Below are 15,517 nucleotides of genomic sequence, written 5' to 3'. Positions count from 1 at the left end.
CCGGATGATTGCACTCGGAGGGGATCTGATCCAGGCTCGGCGGCATCGCTGCACCCCGGCCCGCATGATCCTGACGCCACGGAGCCCGCATGTCATCCGCCAGTCCCGTCCAGGCCACAAGTCCCGTCCAGGCTCATGAACTGCTTCTGCCCGAGGATGGCCCCGTGCGCCGGCTGGTCGTTCTGCTGCACGGCTATGGCGGCGATGGTCGCGAAATGATGGCGCTCGCCCGGCGCATGGCGCGGCGGATGACCACGGCGGCTTTCTTCTGCCCCGATGGCGGCGAGACCTGCCCCGAGGGGGTGAGTGGCCGGCAGTGGTTCTCCACCCCCGGCTTCCGCCCGGGCTGGGTGGCGGGCGATCCGGCGGCGATGCTGCCCGCAGATGCCGCGGGCCATGCCCTGATGGGCCGGAATGCCGCGGCCGTCTGTCCGGCACTCGATGCCCGGATCCGTGGTCTGCTCGGGTCCCTGGAGGTGCCGGCCGCCGCGACCGCCTTCGCCGGCTTCTCGCAGGGGCAGATGATGTCGCTGGCGATGATGATGGCGCGGCTGGCCACGGGGCAGCCGGCACCGGCTGCGGTGGTGGGGTTCTCGGGCACGCTGCTGGGGGCGTTGCCGGAACTGCCGGAGGGGGGATCCCGGCCGCCGGTGATGCTGGTCCATGGCGAGGCCGACGACGTGGTGCCCTTCGCCGCGGCACGCTGGGTGCAGGCGCGGCTTGGGGCGGCCGGCTTCCGGGTGGAGCTTCTGGCCCGGCCGGGGCTGGATCACCGGGTCGATTTCGCCGGGCTTGCGGCGGCGACCGCTTTCCTCGACGATCACCTGCCGCAGTGACCCATCCGACCGCCTGTCTTTTCGGGAGACCAGACCCATGACCGCGCCCGCCACCCTGACCGGCCCCGATCTTCTGCCCAAGGACGGCATCGTCCGCCGGATCGTGGTCTTCCTGCATGGCTATGGCGCCGACGGCCAGGACCTGATCGGGCTGGCGCCGTTCTTTGCCCAGGCGCTGCCGCACACCGCCTTCTATGCGCCGGATGCGCCGTATCCGTGCGAAATGTCGCCCTTCGGCCGGCAGTGGTTCGGCCTGGACGATTACGACCCCGACATGCTGCGCCGCGACCCGGCCAACATGGCGGCGGCCCATGCAAGGATGGCGGCCGGGGTTGCCCGTGCTGCGCCGCCGCTCAGGGCGTTTCTGGCCGGGAAGCTGAAGATCCACGGGCTGGGCGCCGACCGGCTGGCCCTGATCGGCTTTTCGCAGGGCACGATGATGTCGCTGGGGGTGGGGCTGGCGCTCGACCAGCCGCCGGCGGCGATCGTGGGCTTTTCGGGGGCCATGCTCGGCCAGGTGCCGCCGATGGCCGAGGGCGCGCGCCGGCCCGACGTGCTGCTGATCCACGGCACCAACGACCCGGTCGTGCCGGTCGAGGCCTCGGGCCATGCGCTTGCCAAGCTCGAGGCGGCCGGCATCCAGGCGGCGCTGATCCGCCGGCCCGGCCTTGCCCATGGCATCGACCAGCAGGGCGCCGAGGCGGCGGCCCGCTTCCTGATGGAGCGGCTGCCGCAGGATTGATCGCGCCTAGGCCGCCTCTGCCGCGGCGGCGAAGGCTTCGGCCAGACCGTCGCCGCGCCCGCGCGGCCAGGCCGCCAGCACCTCGACCTCCGCGGCGGCGGCGGGCAGGGGGGTGAGGGCGATGCCGGGGCCGGTATGACCCTGGAAGACCCGTTCCGGCAGGATGGTGAAGCCGAGCCCTGCCGCCACGCAGCCGATCACCCCGTCGAGCGTGCCCAGCTCCAGCACCCGGACCGGCAGGCGGCCGGCCTCTCGCAGCAGTTTCTCGGCCCGCGCCCGATAGGCGCAGCCCGACCGGAAACCGATCAGCGGCAGGGGCAGCCCGTCGCTGCCGGTCTCTGCCCCGGCGACAGGGGCCGCCTGGACCAGCCGTTCCGTCCAGACGCGGCGGCTGGCCAGGGCAGGGTGGTCGAGCGGGCCCGCGATCAGCGCCACATCCAGGCGATGGCGCAGAAGATCCGCGACCAGTTCGTCGGTGGTGCCGGTGGCAAGGCCGATCGGCCGGGCGCCGCTGCCGGCCTGGCGACGGAAGCGGCCCAGAATGCCGGGCAGGCGGGTGGCGGCGATGGTTTCCATCGCACCGATCCGGACCGGCAGACCGGCCATACCGCCACCGGCCACCGCGTGGCGGGCCTCTTCGGCCAGCATCAGCAGCCGGTCGGCATAGTCTTTCAGCCGCTGCCCGGCCTCGGTGAGGTCCAGTCCGCGGGAGCGGCGGCGGAACAGGGCGACATCGAGTTCGGCTTCAAGCCGCTTCAGGCGGGCGGTGACGGCCGAGGGCACGCAGTTCAGCCGCTCGGCCGCCGGGGTCGCCCCGCCGAGCTCTGCCACCGCTTTCACTGCTGCCAGGTCGGCCAGGTCCATCGGAAGGCTCATGTTTTCAAAAAAACTGAAAACATGATCCACTCATCGTCGCTGGTGTGCAAGCATTGGTGCGACGTAAGCTGAAAGCGGTTCAAAAGCCCCCGGAGGTTGTCGCCATGTCTGCCCGTCCCCTCATCGCCACCGCCCTGACCCGCCGTTTCGGTCTCCGCCTGCCGGTCATCCAGGCGCCCATGGCCGGTGGGCCGACCACCGCCGATCTGGTGGCCGGTGCAAGCGAGGCGGGGGTTCTGGGGTCATTGGGGGCCGCCTATACCCGCGCCCAGGACATCCCCGGAGAGATCCGGGCGATCCGCGCGCAGACCGACCGGCCGTTTGCGGTCAACCTGTTCTTCCATCAGGGACGGATCGCCGGGGCAGACGAGATCGCGGCCGCACGCCAGGCGCTGGAACCGCTGGCGGCGCGGGTGGGGGCGGTACTGCCCGAGGATGTCTCGGATGCCGCGCCGCCGCTCGATGCCCAGATCCGTGCCGTGCTCGACGAGGCGCCGGCGGCGTTGAGCTTCACCATGGGCCTGCCCCCGGCAGGGCTGGTCGAGGCGGCGCGGGCGCGCGGCATCGCGCTGATCGGCACTGCCACCACGCCGCTGGAAGGCCGGGCGCTGATCGCGGCGGGGGTGGAGATGATCGCGCTGCAGGGCGCCGATGCCGGCGGGCATAGCGGCATGTTCGATGCGGACGGGCCGCCCCGGCCTTCGGCTGGCCGGCCCTGCTGGAAGCGCTGGCCGCAGAGGCGGCAGCCGCCGGGGTGATGCTGATTGCGGCCGGGGGCATCATGACCGGCCGCGGCATTGCCGGCGCGCTCGCCATGGGTGCCGCCGGCGCCCAGCTGGGCACGGCCTTTCTGTCGACCGCAGAGGCCGGCACGAAGCCCGGCCATCGCCGGCTTCTGGCCGAGGCGGCGGCGGCCGGCGAGGGGCGGACCGTGCTGACCCGCGCCTTCACCGCGCGTCAGGCCCGCAAGCTGCTGGCGGCCGGAGAGGCCATGCCGGCGGAACCGGCGATGCTGGCGGCATTTCCGGCCCAGCACGGTCTGACCAAACCGATCCGCGCCCGCGCCGAGGCGGCGGGCGTGCCCGAGGCCCAGGCCTGGTGGGCGGGGGCGGGGGCCGGGCTCTCCCGGTCGCTGCCGGTCGCCGGGCTCGTCGAGCGGCTGGGGCAGGAACTGGCCGTAGCGCTTGAGGGTCTGACACGGTCCGACCGGTAGGACCGGACCCTTGTATCCGGGGCCGAGGTTGCGGTGCGCAAGGGGGCATGGTTCCATGTGAAACCCCCCGGCAGCATCCCGCGGCCGCGTTCAGGATGGACCATCCCATGAGCAGAGACGAAGATTTTCTCCGGCCGGAAGAGCGCCGCACCGGCGGAACCGACCAGACCGTCATGATGATGCGCTATGACAACGAGAAGAAGAGCGCGCTGCTCGCCTATCTCCTCTGGTTCTTCCTGGGATGGTTCGGTGTGCACCGGATGTATCTTGGATCCTGGGTCTCGGGGTTGATCATGCTGGCATTGAACGGCATATCTGCCGTGCTGGTGTTTTTCCTGGTCGGATATCTCGGCTATGCGCTGCTTGCTCTGTGGCTGTTCCTGGACCTGTTCCTGATTCCAGGCATGGTCCGCCGTCGTAACGAGGAGCTGATCGGCCGCCTGACCCGCTGACATCTGGTCAGTCGCCCGACCCGGACGACATCGGCGTGGATGGACCGATAAGGAGACCTCGTCCGCATGGATCAGGTGACGACCGAAATCGATGCCGTGATTGCGGCTCTCAGCACGCTGGCGGTGACCTATGGCATGGCGGTTCTGGGCGCCATCGCCATCCTGATCGGCGGCTGGCTGATCGCAGGCTGGCTGGAGAAGGGGGTGGACCGCTCCCTCGGCCGGGTCAGCCACATGGACCCGACGCTCCGGCCGTTCATCGCCAGCCTGGTGCGCTATGGCATCCTGGTCCTGACGGTGATCATCGTCCTCGGCCAGTTCGGGGTGCAGACCGCCAGCATCATCGCCATTCTCGGCGCCGCCGGCCTCGCCATCGGCCTGGCGTTGCAGGGGACGCTGTCGAATGTGGCGGCGGGCATCATGCTGCTCTTCCTCAGGCCGTTCCGGATCGGCGATTTCATCGATGCCGGCGGCCGCGCCGGTTCGGTGATCAACGTCAACCTGTTCACCACCGAACTGAAGATGGCGGACGGGGTGTTCATGAGCCTGCCCAACAGCCAGGTCTGGGGGCAGCCGATCACCAACTATGCCCGCAACCCGATCCGGCGCATGGATATCGTGGTCGGCATCGCCTATGACGACGACATCGACACGGCGATCGAGGCGCTGTCGGCGGTTCTGGCGGCGGATGAACGGGTGCTGAAGGATCCCGCACCGCAGGTGATGGTGACCAATCTGGGCGAAAGCTCGGTCGACATCACCATGCGCTTCAATGCGGCGATCGGCGACTACTGGAGCCTGCGCTGGGACATGATGAAGCGCGCCAAGCTGGCGGTCGAAGCCGCCGGCTGCAGCATCCCCTTCCCGCAGCGCGACGTGCATCTGATCGCGCCCAAGGGCGTCACCGTGGGGCTTGCCCCAGAGAATGGGACCGAGAGAGCGCGCACGGCGCCGCCGCAGGTCGGCTGATCATCTTGGGCGGGCGGTCAGGCGCCGAGGCGCCGGCCGTCGCCGCCGAAGACATGCAGCCGGTCGAGCCGCGCCTGGAGGGCCAGATGCGCCCCGGGCGCCGCCTCGACCGCGCCGGCCAGGCGGGCGGTGACGAGGCCGCGGGCCTCGCCCGCCGCATCGGCGAGCGCCGTGCCGCAGGGGGCGGTCGGCCGGCCATGGATCAGGGTATCGGCCCCCAGCGGCTCTACCGCCATCACCTCCAGCCCCAGCTCCATGACCGGCGCGCCGGCAAGCGCGCTGGCGCCCGGGCGGTGCAGGTCTTCGGGCCTGAGCCCCAGCACGGCGCCCTCCCCGGCCGCACCATTCCCGGCCGTACCGGTCAGACCCTGAAGGCCCATGGCCGCCGGATCGACCCGGATCGGCCGGTCGCCCTGAACCAGAACCGCATCGGACGACAGGGCTGCGGGCATGAAGTTCATGGCCGGCGAGCCGATGAAGCCGGCAACGAAGCGGGTGGCGGGCCGGAGATAGAGATCGAGCGGCCGGCCGATCTGTTCGGCCCGCCCGCCGTTCATCACCACCAGCCGGTCGGCGAGCGTCATCGCCTCGACCTGATCATGGGTGACATAGAGGCTGGTGACGCCCAGGCGCTGATGCAGGCGCTTGATCTCCAGCCGCATCTGAACCCGAAGCTTGGCATCCAGATTGGACAGCGGCTCATCGAACAGGAAGAGCTTCGGCTCGCGCACGATGGCGCGGCCCATGGCGACGCGCTGGCGCTGGCCGCCCGACAGGGCCGCCGGCCGGCGGTCGAGCAGGGCCCCCAGGCCCAGCATGGCGGCGGCCTCGTCCACCCGCCGGCGGATCTCGGCCTTGGTCATGCCGCGGATCTTGAGCCCGTAGGCCATGTTCTGGAACACGGTCATATGCGGGTAGAGCGCGTAGTTCTGAAACACCATCGCGATGTCGCGATCCCGGGGCTCCAGCTCGTTCACCACCCGGCCGTCGATCAGGATCCGGCCGGCGGTGACCGTCTCCAGCCCCGCCACCATGCGCAGCAAAGTGGACTTGCCGCAGCCGGACGGCCCGACCAGCACCACGAATTCGCCATCGGCGACATCGAGATCGACACCATGGATGACCGGGGTGTCGGCATAGGATTTGCGCAGATCGGCCAGGGTCAGCGTGCTCATGGGACAGCTCTGCCTTCGGATTAAGACGGGATTCCGCATACGGACGATGGTGGTCAACAAGCCGCCATTGAGGCGGCGGCCAAGGGCGCGGCAGCACCCGCTTGGGCCGAGGGGCTAAAACACTCCCGCCATTGAGGCGGCGGCAGCACCCGCTTGGGCCGAGGGTCGCCAACAGCCGCCATTGAGGCGGCGGCCAAGGGTGCGGCAGCACCCGCCCGGCGAGGGGCTAAAAGACTCCCCCGCCAACAACTACTTCTCTGCGTCGACCAGGCCCTTGACGAACCAGCGCTGCATGCCGAGCACGACCGCGAGCGGCGGCAGCAGGGCGAGCAGGCTCATCGCCATCACCAGGTTCCAGGGGGTCAGCTCATCGCTGCCGGACAGGGCGCGCTGGATGCCGATCAGCATCGTGGTCATCTGCGGATCGGTGGTCACGATCAGCGGCCAGAGATACTGGTTCCAGCCATAGGCGAACATGATCACGAACAGTGCCGCGATGTTGGTGCGCGACAAGGGCAGGATCACGTCGACCAGAAAGCGGATCGGCCCGGCACCGTCGACGCGCGCGGCTTCGATCAGCTCGTCCGGGATGGTCAGGAAGAACTGCCGGAACAGGAAGGTCGCGGTGGCAGAGGCGAGCAGGGGCACGATCAGCCCGCCGAAACTGTTCAGCAGCCCCAGATCCGACACCACCTGGAAGGTCGGCACGATCCTGACCTCCACCGGCAGCATCAGGGTTGCGAAGATCATCCAGAACCACAGCATCCTGAGCGGGAAGCGGAAGAAGACGATCGCATAGGCCGAGAGCAGCGAGATCACGATCTTGCCGATGGCGATGCCGAGCGCCATGACCAGCGAGTTCAGCATCATGGTCGCCACCGGCAGGTCGCCGAAGGTCGGAATGCCGGTGGCGAGCACCCGGGCATAGGTCGGGACCAGATCGGGGCCGGGCAGGAGCGGGATCACGCCCTGCAGCATGGTCGAAGCCTCGTGGGTCGATGTCACGAAGGCGATATAGACCGGAAAGACGATCGCGGCGAGCAGGCCGCAGATCAGGGCATGACGGACGAGACGCGAGCGGGTGCCGCCTTCGACCATGGCCATGGGAGGACTCCTCGCTCAGTAGTGGACCTTGCGCTCGACCCAGCGGAACTGGACCACGGTCATGGCGGCGACCACCACCATCAGGATCACCGACTGCGCGGCCGACCGGCCGAGATCGAGGCCGATGAAGCCGTCGCGGAACACCTTGTAGACCAGGGTTTCGGTGGCATTGCCGGGGCCGCCCTGGGTAACCGCATGGATCACCGGGAAGGTGTCGAAAAAGGCATAGGTCAGGTTCACCACCATCAGGAAGAAGGCGGTGGGCGAGAGCAGGGGCAGGACGATGCTGACGAAACGCCGCCCGGGCCCGGCCCCGTCGATCGCCGCCGCTTCGATCAGCGATCGGGGGATCGATTGCAGCCCGGCCAGGAAGAACACGAAATTATAGGCGATCTGCTTCCAGGCGGCGGCGAGGATCACCAGCAGCAGGGCCTGATCACCGTTGCGGACATGGTTCCAGTCGATGCCGACCAGGCCGAGCCAATGGGTGACGATGCCGACCGTGGGGTTGAAGATGAAGAACCAGAGCGCGCCCGCGACCGCCGGGGCGATGGCGTAGGGCGCGACCGAAATTGCCCGGTAGATGGCGCCGACCCGCCGTGAGGTGACCCCGTCGACCAGGGCCGCCAGCAGCAGCCCCAGGCTCAGCGAGACCAGCATCACGCCGATGCTGAACAGCGCCGTGACCGCGATCGCGTTGTGATAGCCGGGATCGGTCAGCACGCTTTCGAAATTCTCGAACCAGACGAATTCCGAGCCGAAGCCGAAGGCGTCCTCGATCAGCATCGACTGTTTCAGCGCCTGGGCCGCGGGCCAGACGAAGAAGATCAGGGTGATGGCGATCTGGGGCGCGACCAGGGCAAGCGGCAGGGCTCTGCCGCGAAAGAGCGAGCGTGTGGCCATGGGGCGGAGGGGTTCCGGGCGGATGGGAGGCGAAGCGATGCGGCCCGTGCGGGGGACATGCCCCCGCACGGGCCGGCAGCACGGATCTTCGGGCGATCAGTTGCCGGCGGTGCGCTCGAACCGGCGCAGCAGCTCGTCGCCGCGTGTCTTGGCATCGTCGAGTGCCGCCTTCGCGGTCTTCTTGCCGGCGAAGACCTGCTCCATCTCTTCCTCGATCACGTCGCGGATCTGGACGAAGTTGCCGAGGCGCAGGCCCTTGGAGTTGGCGGTGGGCGGGTTCAGGTTGATCTGATGGATCGCGACCTCGGCCTCAGGGGTCTTGTCATAGGCACCCTGCTGCTTGGCATAGTCATAGGCGGCCGTGGTGATCGGCAGATAGCCGGTGAACAGGTGCCAGTCGGCCTGGACCTCGGGCGAGGACAGGTAGCTGAAGAACTTCGCGACACCCTTGTACTCTTCGGCCGACTTGCCGTTCAGCACCCAGAGGCTGGCACCGCCGATGATCGAGTTCTGGGGCTTTTCGACCGCGCTCTTCCAGTAGGGCAGCATGGTCACGCCGAAGGTGAAGTCCTTCACGCCGTTGCGGATGCCGGCGAGCGAGGCGGAGCTGTCGATATAGAGCACGCATTCGCCTGAGATGAACTTCGGGCGCGCATCGCTGCGGCGTCCGCCGTAGTCGAAGGCCTTGGTCTTCTGCCATTCGCCCAGCGTCTCCAGGTGCTTCACCTGCACCGGGCCGTTGAAGGTCAGCTCGGTGTCGAAACCGCCGAAGCCGTTTTCCTTGCTGGCGAAGGGCTGGTTGTGCCAGGCCGAGACGTTCTCGAGCTGGGTCCAGGACGGCCAGCCGGTGGTCAGACCGCAGGTAGAGCCGGCAGCCTGCGCCTTCTTGATGTAGTCGCCGACCTGTTCCCAGGTCGCGAGATCGGTCTTGTAGTCGATGCCGACCTTCTGCGCCGCATCGAGATTGACATACATGACCGGGGTCGAGCTGTTGAACGGCATCGACAGCATGCGGCCGTCGGTGGTGCTGTAATAGCCGGTCACCGCCTGGAGATAGGCCTTGGGATCGAAGGGCTCACCCGCCTCTTCCATCACCTGATAGACCGGCTTTATGGCGCCCTTGGCCGCCATCATGGTGGCGGTGCCGACTTCGAACACCTGCACGATCGCGGGCTGCTGACCGGCACGGAAGGCGGCGATCGCACCGGTCATGGTCTCGGCGTAATTGCCCTTGTAGACCGGGACGATTTCGTAGTCGGACTGGCCGGCGTTGAAGTCCTTGGCGATCTGCTCGACCTTCTGGCCAAGCTCGCCGCCCATGGCATGCCACCATTCCACCTTGGTGGCGGCATCGGCGGCACCGGCGAAACCGCCGACGGTGAAGCCGGCGGCCACGGCCGCGGCGACGATCCAGGTCTTGTTCATGACGACGCTCCCTGAGGGTCCGGAGGTGCTGTCTTCCGGTGTCGGTCTTGGGGACAGGTGCGGGTCGACCGGATCGTCTGCGGCGAAGGGCGGGATCAGCCTGCCCCGGACAGGATCCGGTCGGGGAAATCGGTGAACACGGCGGTGACGCCGAGGGCATGGAGATGCGCGGCACGGGCAGGGTCGTTGACCGTCCAGGCTCTGAGCTCCAGGCCGCGCAGGCGCGCCCAGGAGATGACCCCTTCGTCGATCACCCGCTCCCACAGATGCAGGGCGACGGGGCGCAGCTCGCCGATCAGCGCATCCAGGGTATGGGGGGCGGGCAGGCCCTCGAACAGCAGGGCCCGCGGCAGATCGGGGGCGACCCTGAGTGCCTCGCGGAGCGAGGCCATCTCGAAGGAGGACAGCAGCGGCGGCCGCTTGCCCGCCGGCCAGAAACGGCGCAGCTCTTCCGCCACGACCGCCGCGGTTTCGGTCTCGCGATGGGGGCAGGGCTTGATCTCGACATTGGCATCGAGACCGGTTTCAGAGAGCAGCGCCACGGTCTCGGCCAGGGTGGGGATGCGGGTGCGGGCGAAAGCGGGGGCGAACCAGGCGCCGGCATCCAGCGCTTTCAGCGCCGCCAGCTCGAAGCCTGCCGCCGGGCCGCGGCCGTCGGTGGTGCGGTCGACCCGGTCGTCATGCAGCAGCACCGGCACGCCGGAGCGGGTGAGCTTCACGTCGAACTCCACCATCGGCGCACCCAGTTCCGCCGCGCGGCGGATTGCCGGCAGCGTGTTCTCGGGCGCATGACCGCTGGCGCCGCGATGGCCGATGACGAAGCCGGCAGGCAGGCTGGCGCGTGAAGCAGGACGGGACACGGCGTCGGATGTGCTCATGATGGATCACCGGATCGACGGTTGAGACGAGGGTGCAGAACCGTCGACTGGTCGCGGTTCTACCGTGGCCTTTTGACGGTTTCGTGGCGGCGATGTTACCGCAGCGTGATATCGCCCGCCGATGGCGTTGCACCACTGCGCAAGGCGGGGACTTTCGCCGCCTGGGGGGCGATGCTATCTAGAAGGCTGGAGAGATGGGGGAAGTCCAGAGCCAGACGGTGCCGCATGCGGTGCCGTGGATGCCCGAGGAGACGATATTGAACGCGCTCGAGAAGGTGATCGACGGCTTTCGCCGCTTCCGCGACGATGCCATGCAGACCCGGCCGGAATTCTTCGAAAAGCTGGCGCGCCAGCAGACCCCGAAGGTCATGGTGATCGGCTGTTGTGACAGTCGCGTCGATCCCGCGATCATCACCTCGGCCGATCCGGGTGACCTGTTCATCCTGCGCAATGTCGCCAATCTGGTGCCGCCCTTCGAGCCCGACGGCGCTCGCCACGGCACCTCGGCGGCGCTGGAATTCGCGGTCGACGGGCTGAAGGTCGAACACATCGTGGTGATGGGCCACGCCGGCTGCGGCGGCATCCGGGCCCTGCTGCAGCGCGATCCGACCCAGCCCAGCACCGATTTCATCGATGTCTGGATGTCGCAGATCGACGGCGTGCGTGAGCAGGTGCTGCATGATCATGCCCATGTCGATGCCCACGAGCACCAGCACATCTGCGAACTCGAATCGATCAAGGTGTCGCTGAAGAATCTGGCGACCTTCCCCTGGATCGCCGAGCGGCTGGAGCAGGGGACACTGCAGCTCCATGGCTGGTACTACGATATCGGCCGCGCCCAGCTGATGGCCTATGACGCTGCGAGCGACGACTTCAAGCCGATGTAAGCCTGTGCTCCGCGGAGCGGCAGATCAGTGGTCGGTACCGTCATCCTGATGGCGGCCGACCACCAGCGGCAGCAGCTGGGCGTAGCCGTCGGCCCTGAGCTGGCCCAGGCAGGCTTCGGTCTCTTCGGCCGACTGGCCGACGGCGTCGAGGGTTGCGGCGGCGAGCATCAGGCTCGCCTCGATGGTCTCGGGCAGCACGCGATCGGCGCCGGCGACACGCAGCCGGTCGGCATGGCGGGTGTCGTGGGCGCGGGCGATGATCTGCACCCCCGGTGCGGCATGGCGGATGGTCCTGACCGCACGCTCGGCCGCGCCGGCATTGTCGATGGTCACCACGACCGCCGTGGCGCGGTCGATGCCGGCGGCGCGCAGCACGTCGCGGCGGGCGCCGTTGCCGAAAAAGACGTTGTGGCCCTGGGTACGGCCCTGGGTCACCCGCTCGCTGTCCAGATCGAGCGCCAGATAGGGGCGGCGGCTGTTTTCCAGCACATGGGCCAAAGTCCGGCCGACCCGGCCGAAGCCCAGCACCAGCACATGTTCCTCAAGATCGGCCGCCTCGTCGCCCAGCGCCGTCTGGGGCGTGGCGACGGGCGGGGTGAGCCGCTGTTCCAGCCGCCGGCCGGCGGCATCCAGAAGCGGGGTCAGCGCCATGGAAAAGGCCACGGCCGCCACGATCGGCGCCGCCTCGGCCGGGGCGATCAGGCCGAAGCTGCCGGCGGTTGCCATCACCACGAAGGCGAACTCGCCGCCCTGGGCGAGCAGCAGGCCTGATCGCACCGACAGAGAGACCGGCAGGGCGAAGCCGCGGGCAAGGCCGCCCAGCACCACCGCCTTGACCAGGATCAGCCCCAGCGTCAGCCCCAGCACCAGCGGCAGCTCGCGGATCACAAGCGCCAGATCGATACCCATGCCGACCGACAGGAAGAACACGCCCAGGAACAGGCCGCGCACCGGCTCGATATCGCCTTCGATCTGATGACGGAAGGCGGTGCCGGCCAGCAGGGCGCCGGCCAGGAAGGCCCCCAGCGCCAGCGACATGCCGGCAAGCGCGGTCAGCAGGGCGGTGCCCAGCACGACCAGCAGGGTGGCCCCCATGAAGACATCCGGGTTGCGCAGCGCCGCGATCCGCCGGAAGGCGGGCTGCGACAGATAGCGGCCGGCCAGAGAGATGCCGACCAGCGCCACCGCCGCCTTGGCCACCGCCAGACCCAGCGCCACCAGCGCATCCTCTCCCGGTGCGCCGAGCAGGGGCAGGGCTGCCAGCATCGGCACCACTGCCAGATCCTGGAACAGCAGCACGGCGATGGCGACCCGGCCGATGCGGGTGACCTGTTCGCCGCGTTCCACCATCAATTGCAGCACCACGGCGGTGGACGAGAGCGCGAGGGCGCAACCCAGAATGCCGGCGGTCATCGGCGCCAGGCCCAGTGCCGTGCCGATCACCGCGATGACGGCGGCGGTCACCACCACCTGGGCGGCCCCCAGCCCCAGCGCCAGGCGCCGCATGGTCCGGATACGTTCGAAAGAAAGTTCGAGGCCGATCGAGAACAGCAGGAAGACCACGCCGAATTCGGCGAAGAGATGCAGCGCCGGGCCCTCTTCAACCAGGCCGAAGCCATGGGGGCCGACCGCAAGGCCCGTGGCCAGATAGCCCAGCACCGGAGAGGCGCCGATGCGGATCGACACGGGCACGATGACCACGGCGGCGGCAAGTGCTGTGACGATGTCGACGAGCGGGCCGAGCTGGCTCATGGGCAGGGGCTTCCGGTGACGGTGGGGAATCTCGTGATCCTGAACACGCAAGCCCCCCCGGTCGTCAACCAGAAACCGGATCGGGGAGTGTCATCGGCCGTGCAATCGGCACCGGCGGCACGATGGTCGGCGCGCCCAGTGCGTCCAGCAGGTGGCGGACCATCAGCCGCACCGGCTCTGACGGACGCTCGGCGGTCTTGAGGGCGATATCCACCGTGGGCAGGGCGGGGAAGCCGTCCTCGGACCCCAGAATCCGCCAGTCCGGCGGCACCGTGCTGCGGGCGAGGGCGGTGAGGGCAAGGCCGCTCGCCACCGCGGACTGGATGCCCGACAGGCTGCCGCTGGTCAGCGCCACCCGCCAGGGTTTCTGCGCCCGGTCGAGCGCCGAGAGCGCATGGGGCCGGAAGGCGCAGCCCTCGGGGAAGAGGGCAAGCGGCACGGTTTCTGCCGTCTCGGGCCGGTGATCGGCGGCTGCCGCCCAGACCAGCGGCTCGCGCCGGACCAGGGATCCGCCGCCATGGCCGTCGCGGCGGGTGACCAGGATCAGGTCGTGGCCGCCCTGGGCAAGCTCGGCTTCCAACTCGCGGGAGAGGGCGCAGCGCACCTCGATCTCGACCCTGGGGTTGGCGGCCGCGAACCGGGCGATGATCGGCGGCAGGAAGACGCTGGCATAGTCGTCGGGCGCACCGATCCGCACCCGGCCGCGGGCACCGGCATCCAGCAGGCGCAGCACCGCCTCGTCGTTCAGCGCCAGCATGCGCCGGGCATAGCCGATCAGCACCTCGCCATCGGCCGTGGGGCGCACGCCCCGCCGGTCGCGCTCCACAAGCCGGCGATCCAACCGGTCTTCCAGCCGTTTCAACTGCATCGATACGGCAGACTGGGTCAGGTTCAGCCGCTCGGCCGCGGCGGTGAAGCCGCCCTGGTCGATCACCGCCACCAGGGCGCGCAGCAGATCGATATCCAGCGCCGGCAGCACGGGATCCGGGCGGCCGGGCAGGCCGGCACGGGCAAGGGCGAGTTCGGCTGTGCCCATCGAGGTCATCTCCGTCTCAGCATCACAATCCGTGATGCTGCCATCAGAAACATTCACTTTCATCATAGCGGAAGCGACGGCAGAGTGGCCACTGCCGGATTGCGCCGCCCTCCCCCCCTCTCCCCCGCAGATCCGCATCCGCCGCCCGGCCCCCGCTCCGGTGACGGATGCCGGCGCGATCCGGCGCTTCGCACTCCCCCGCTCCCCCGCACGCGAAGTTCCCCCGCCAATGATCTCCTCCTCCCCCGCCGTTCCCGGCGGCGGGCCCCTCGTCGTCGCCACGGCTGCCGGTACCGGCATGGCCTGGCTGATGATGATCGCGGCCGTCGTCTGCCTCGCCTTCGTTCCCTTCCTGGTCCGCGCTGCCGATGTTGGCCCCGGTGCCGCCGGTTTCTGGCGCATGGTCCTGGCCCTGCCGCTGCTGGCCGCGTGGTCGGCCACGGTCGACCGGCGGCAGCCGGTCGCGATACCTGCATCCGGCGCCCGCCGGCGTGGTCTTCTTGCCGCGATCGCGGCCGGGCTCGCCTTCACCGGCGACCTGTTCTTCTTCCATCGCGCCATCGGGACCACCACCGTCGCCAACGCGGCCCTGCTCTGCCAGCTGGCGCCGGTGATGGTGGTGGCAGCCCTGTGGATCTTCGGCGGCGAGCGCCCGGGCCGCGGGCTGATCGCCGGCCTGGGGCTGGCCCTTGCCGGCGCCTGGCTGCTGGTTCGCGACACCGGCGACCGTGCCGGGGCCGACGTCATGGGCGACCTGTCGGCCGTGGCGGCGGCGGCCTGCTATGCCGCCTATCTGATCGCGATCAAGGCGGCCCGGCGCAGCATCGCCGCCGGAACCACCATGCTGGTCACCACGGCGGTCTCCGCTGTGGGGCTGGGCCTGCTGGCCGTGGCATCGGGCGAGGTTCTGATGCCCTCCAGCCTTGCCGGCTGGGCCGCCGTCGCGGCATTGGGCATCCTGGCCCATGCCGGAGGCCAGGGCCTGGCCACCGCGGCACTCGGCCGCCTGCCGGTCGGGGCAGCCTCGCTGCTGCTGCTGATTCAGCCGGTGATCACCGCGGCGTTCGGCTGGCCGATCGAAGGCGAGATGCCGAGCCTGGTGCAGGTCGCAGGCGCCATGCTGCTGCTGGCGGCCCTGGCGACGGCAAATCCCGCAGTGCGGCCGGCATGGCGTCGCACTGGACCCGCCCCCCTGGCCGCGCGATAACCGGAAGGTGCAGACAAAGCGCACGCGGCGACCAGACCGCGCGCCGTACCGGAGGAGACGCA

At 69.3% G+C, this 15,517-nt stretch carries 16 protein-coding genes; 8 read left to right on the top strand and 8 right to left on the bottom strand.

Annotated elements, in window-relative coordinates:
- Positions 1–89: 89 nt before the first annotated feature.
- Together TMO_RS16690 and TMO_RS16685 are read left to right on the top strand one after the other, a co-directional pair.
- Entirely contained in the window at positions 90–836 is a 747-nt protein-coding gene (locus tag TMO_RS16690) for an alpha/beta hydrolase (protein ID WP_081598963.1), read from the top strand.
- A gap of 37 nt (positions 837–873) precedes the next feature.
- On the top strand, positions 874–1,578 hold the full coding sequence (locus TMO_RS16685) for an alpha/beta hydrolase (RefSeq protein WP_014746827.1): 705 nt from the start codon (positions 874–876) through the stop codon (positions 1,576–1,578).
- Positions 1,579–1,584: 6 nt separating this feature from the next.
- Here TMO_RS16685 and TMO_RS16680 read toward each other — a convergent pair whose 3' ends face one another.
- Positions 1,585–2,442 (bottom strand): LysR family transcriptional regulator, encoded by an 858-nt coding sequence (locus TMO_RS16680; protein ID WP_041605058.1) that lies wholly within the window; start codon positions 2,440–2,442, stop codon positions 1,585–1,587.
- A gap of 116 nt (positions 2,443–2,558) precedes the next feature.
- On the opposite strand from TMO_RS16680, the gene TMO_RS32610 reads away from it, so the two are divergent.
- The 4 genes from TMO_RS32610 to TMO_RS16665 all read left to right on the top strand — a co-directional run bounded on the left by TMO_RS32610 (position 2,559) and on the right by TMO_RS16665 (position 5,088).
- Positions 2,559–3,212: a nitronate monooxygenase gene (locus TMO_RS32610; RefSeq protein WP_014746825.1), complete on the top strand. Its 654-nt coding sequence runs from the start codon at positions 2,559–2,561 to the stop codon at positions 3,210–3,212.
- The gene (locus TMO_RS32605) at positions 3,212–3,667 is read left to right on the top strand and encodes a nitronate monooxygenase (protein WP_014746824.1); all 456 of its coding nucleotides are present in this window, start codon (positions 3,212–3,214) and stop codon (positions 3,665–3,667) included. The genes TMO_RS32610 and TMO_RS32605 overlap by 1 nt, the downstream gene beginning before the upstream one ends.
- Positions 3,668–3,774: 107 nt before the next feature.
- The gene (locus tag TMO_RS16670) at positions 3,775–4,119 is read left to right on the top strand and encodes a TM2 domain-containing protein (RefSeq protein WP_014746823.1); all 345 of its coding nucleotides are present in this window, start codon (positions 3,775–3,777) and stop codon (positions 4,117–4,119) included.
- A 66-nt stretch (positions 4,120–4,185) separates the two neighbouring features.
- Positions 4,186–5,088, top strand: a complete 903-nt coding sequence (locus TMO_RS16665; protein WP_014746822.1) for a mechanosensitive ion channel family protein — start codon at positions 4,186–4,188, stop codon at positions 5,086–5,088.
- A gap of 17 nt (positions 5,089–5,105) precedes the next feature.
- On the opposite strand, the gene ugpC is transcribed toward TMO_RS16665, so the two are convergent.
- From ugpC to TMO_RS16640, 5 genes are all read right to left on the bottom strand, one after another.
- Positions 5,106–6,263: a sn-glycerol-3-phosphate ABC transporter ATP-binding protein UgpC gene (gene ugpC / locus TMO_RS16660; protein ID WP_014746821.1), complete on the bottom strand. Its 1,158-nt coding sequence runs from the start codon at positions 6,261–6,263 to the stop codon at positions 5,106–5,108.
- A gap of 249 nt (positions 6,264–6,512) precedes the next feature.
- The gene (gene ugpE, locus TMO_RS16655) at positions 6,513–7,361 is read right to left on the bottom strand and encodes a sn-glycerol-3-phosphate ABC transporter permease UgpE (protein WP_041606774.1); all 849 of its coding nucleotides are present in this window, start codon (positions 7,359–7,361) and stop codon (positions 6,513–6,515) included.
- Between the two features lie 21 nt (positions 7,362–7,382).
- Complete coding sequence (gene ugpA / locus TMO_RS16650; protein ID WP_014746819.1) at positions 7,383–8,270, bottom strand: sn-glycerol-3-phosphate ABC transporter permease UgpA; 888 nt, start codon at positions 8,268–8,270, stop codon at positions 7,383–7,385.
- 96 nt (positions 8,271–8,366) lie between these two features.
- Complete coding sequence (gene ugpB, locus TMO_RS16645; protein WP_014746818.1) at positions 8,367–9,695, bottom strand: sn-glycerol-3-phosphate ABC transporter substrate-binding protein UgpB; 1,329 nt, start codon at positions 9,693–9,695, stop codon at positions 8,367–8,369.
- 95 nt (positions 9,696–9,790) lie between these two features.
- Complete coding sequence (locus TMO_RS16640; RefSeq protein WP_014746817.1) at positions 9,791–10,573, bottom strand: glycerophosphodiester phosphodiesterase family protein; 783 nt, start codon at positions 10,571–10,573, stop codon at positions 9,791–9,793.
- 194 nt (positions 10,574–10,767) lie between these two features.
- Between TMO_RS16640 and TMO_RS16635 the strand changes: the two genes are divergently transcribed.
- Positions 10,768–11,460 (top strand): carbonic anhydrase, encoded by a 693-nt coding sequence (locus TMO_RS16635; protein ID WP_014746816.1) that lies wholly within the window; start codon positions 10,768–10,770, stop codon positions 11,458–11,460.
- Positions 11,461–11,484: 24 nt separating this feature from the next.
- On the opposite strand, the gene TMO_RS16630 is transcribed toward TMO_RS16635, so the two are convergent.
- Positions 11,485–13,212: a monovalent cation:proton antiporter-2 (CPA2) family protein gene (locus TMO_RS16630; RefSeq protein ID WP_014746815.1), complete on the bottom strand. Its 1,728-nt coding sequence runs from the start codon at positions 13,210–13,212 to the stop codon at positions 11,485–11,487.
- A gap of 64 nt (positions 13,213–13,276) precedes the next feature.
- Positions 13,277–14,248, bottom strand: a complete 972-nt coding sequence (locus TMO_RS31085) for a LysR substrate-binding domain-containing protein (protein WP_086015172.1) — start codon at positions 14,246–14,248, stop codon at positions 13,277–13,279.
- Positions 14,249–14,477: 229 nt separating this feature from the next.
- Between TMO_RS31085 and TMO_RS16620 the strand changes: the two genes are divergently transcribed.
- On the top strand, positions 14,478–15,455 hold the full coding sequence (locus TMO_RS16620) for a DMT family transporter (RefSeq protein WP_014746813.1): 978 nt from the start codon (positions 14,478–14,480) through the stop codon (positions 15,453–15,455).
- The last annotated feature ends 62 nt before the right edge of the window (positions 15,456–15,517 follow it).

It is taken from the genome of Tistrella mobilis KA081020-065, from assembly GCF_000264455.2.
GTDB classification, from domain to species: Bacteria; Pseudomonadota; Alphaproteobacteria; order Tistrellales; family Tistrellaceae; genus Tistrella; species Tistrella mobilis.
This window is presented reverse-complemented; position numbering and strand designations above follow the sequence as displayed.

Bases quoted from the DNA above. Each gene is read 5' to 3' on its own strand.
- ugpE (WP_041606774.1), bottom strand. From the start codon at position 7,361: ATGGTCGAAGGCGGCACCCGCTCGCGTCTCGTCCGTCATGCCCTGATC.
- TMO_RS32610 (WP_014746825.1), top strand. From the start codon at position 2,559: ATGTCTGCCCGTCCCCTCATCGCCACCGCCCTGACCCGCCGTTTCGGT.
- ugpA (WP_014746819.1), bottom strand. From the start codon at position 8,270: ATGGCCACACGCTCGCTCTTTCGCGGCAGAGCCCTGCCGCTTGCCCTG.
- TMO_RS16690 (WP_081598963.1), top strand. From the start codon at position 90: ATGTCATCCGCCAGTCCCGTCCAGGCCACAAGTCCCGTCCAGGCTCAT.
- TMO_RS16630 (WP_014746815.1), bottom strand. From the start codon at position 13,212: ATGAGCCAGCTCGGCCCGCTCGTCGACATCGTCACAGCACTTGCCGCC.
- TMO_RS16635 (WP_014746816.1), top strand. From the start codon at position 10,768: ATGGGGGAAGTCCAGAGCCAGACGGTGCCGCATGCGGTGCCGTGGATG.
- TMO_RS31085 (WP_086015172.1), bottom strand. From the start codon at position 14,248: ATGGGCACAGCCGAACTCGCCCTTGCCCGTGCCGGCCTGCCCGGCCGC.
- TMO_RS16685 (WP_014746827.1), top strand. From the start codon at position 874: ATGACCGCGCCCGCCACCCTGACCGGCCCCGATCTTCTGCCCAAGGAC.
- TMO_RS16665 (WP_014746822.1), top strand. From the start codon at position 4,186: ATGGATCAGGTGACGACCGAAATCGATGCCGTGATTGCGGCTCTCAGC.
- TMO_RS16640 (WP_014746817.1), bottom strand. From the start codon at position 10,573: ATGAGCACATCCGACGCCGTGTCCCGTCCTGCTTCACGCGCCAGCCTG.
- ugpC (WP_014746821.1), bottom strand. From the start codon at position 6,263: ATGAGCACGCTGACCCTGGCCGATCTGCGCAAATCCTATGCCGACACC.
- TMO_RS16680 (WP_041605058.1), bottom strand. From the start codon at position 2,442: ATGGACCTGGCCGACCTGGCAGCAGTGAAAGCGGTGGCAGAGCTCGGC.
- TMO_RS16670 (WP_014746823.1), top strand. From the start codon at position 3,775: ATGAGCAGAGACGAAGATTTTCTCCGGCCGGAAGAGCGCCGCACCGGC.
- TMO_RS32605 (WP_014746824.1), top strand. From the start codon at position 3,212: ATGCTGATTGCGGCCGGGGGCATCATGACCGGCCGCGGCATTGCCGGC.
- ugpB (WP_014746818.1), bottom strand. From the start codon at position 9,695: ATGAACAAGACCTGGATCGTCGCCGCGGCCGTGGCCGCCGGCTTCACC.
- TMO_RS16620 (WP_014746813.1), top strand. From the start codon at position 14,478: ATGATCTCCTCCTCCCCCGCCGTTCCCGGCGGCGGGCCCCTCGTCGTC.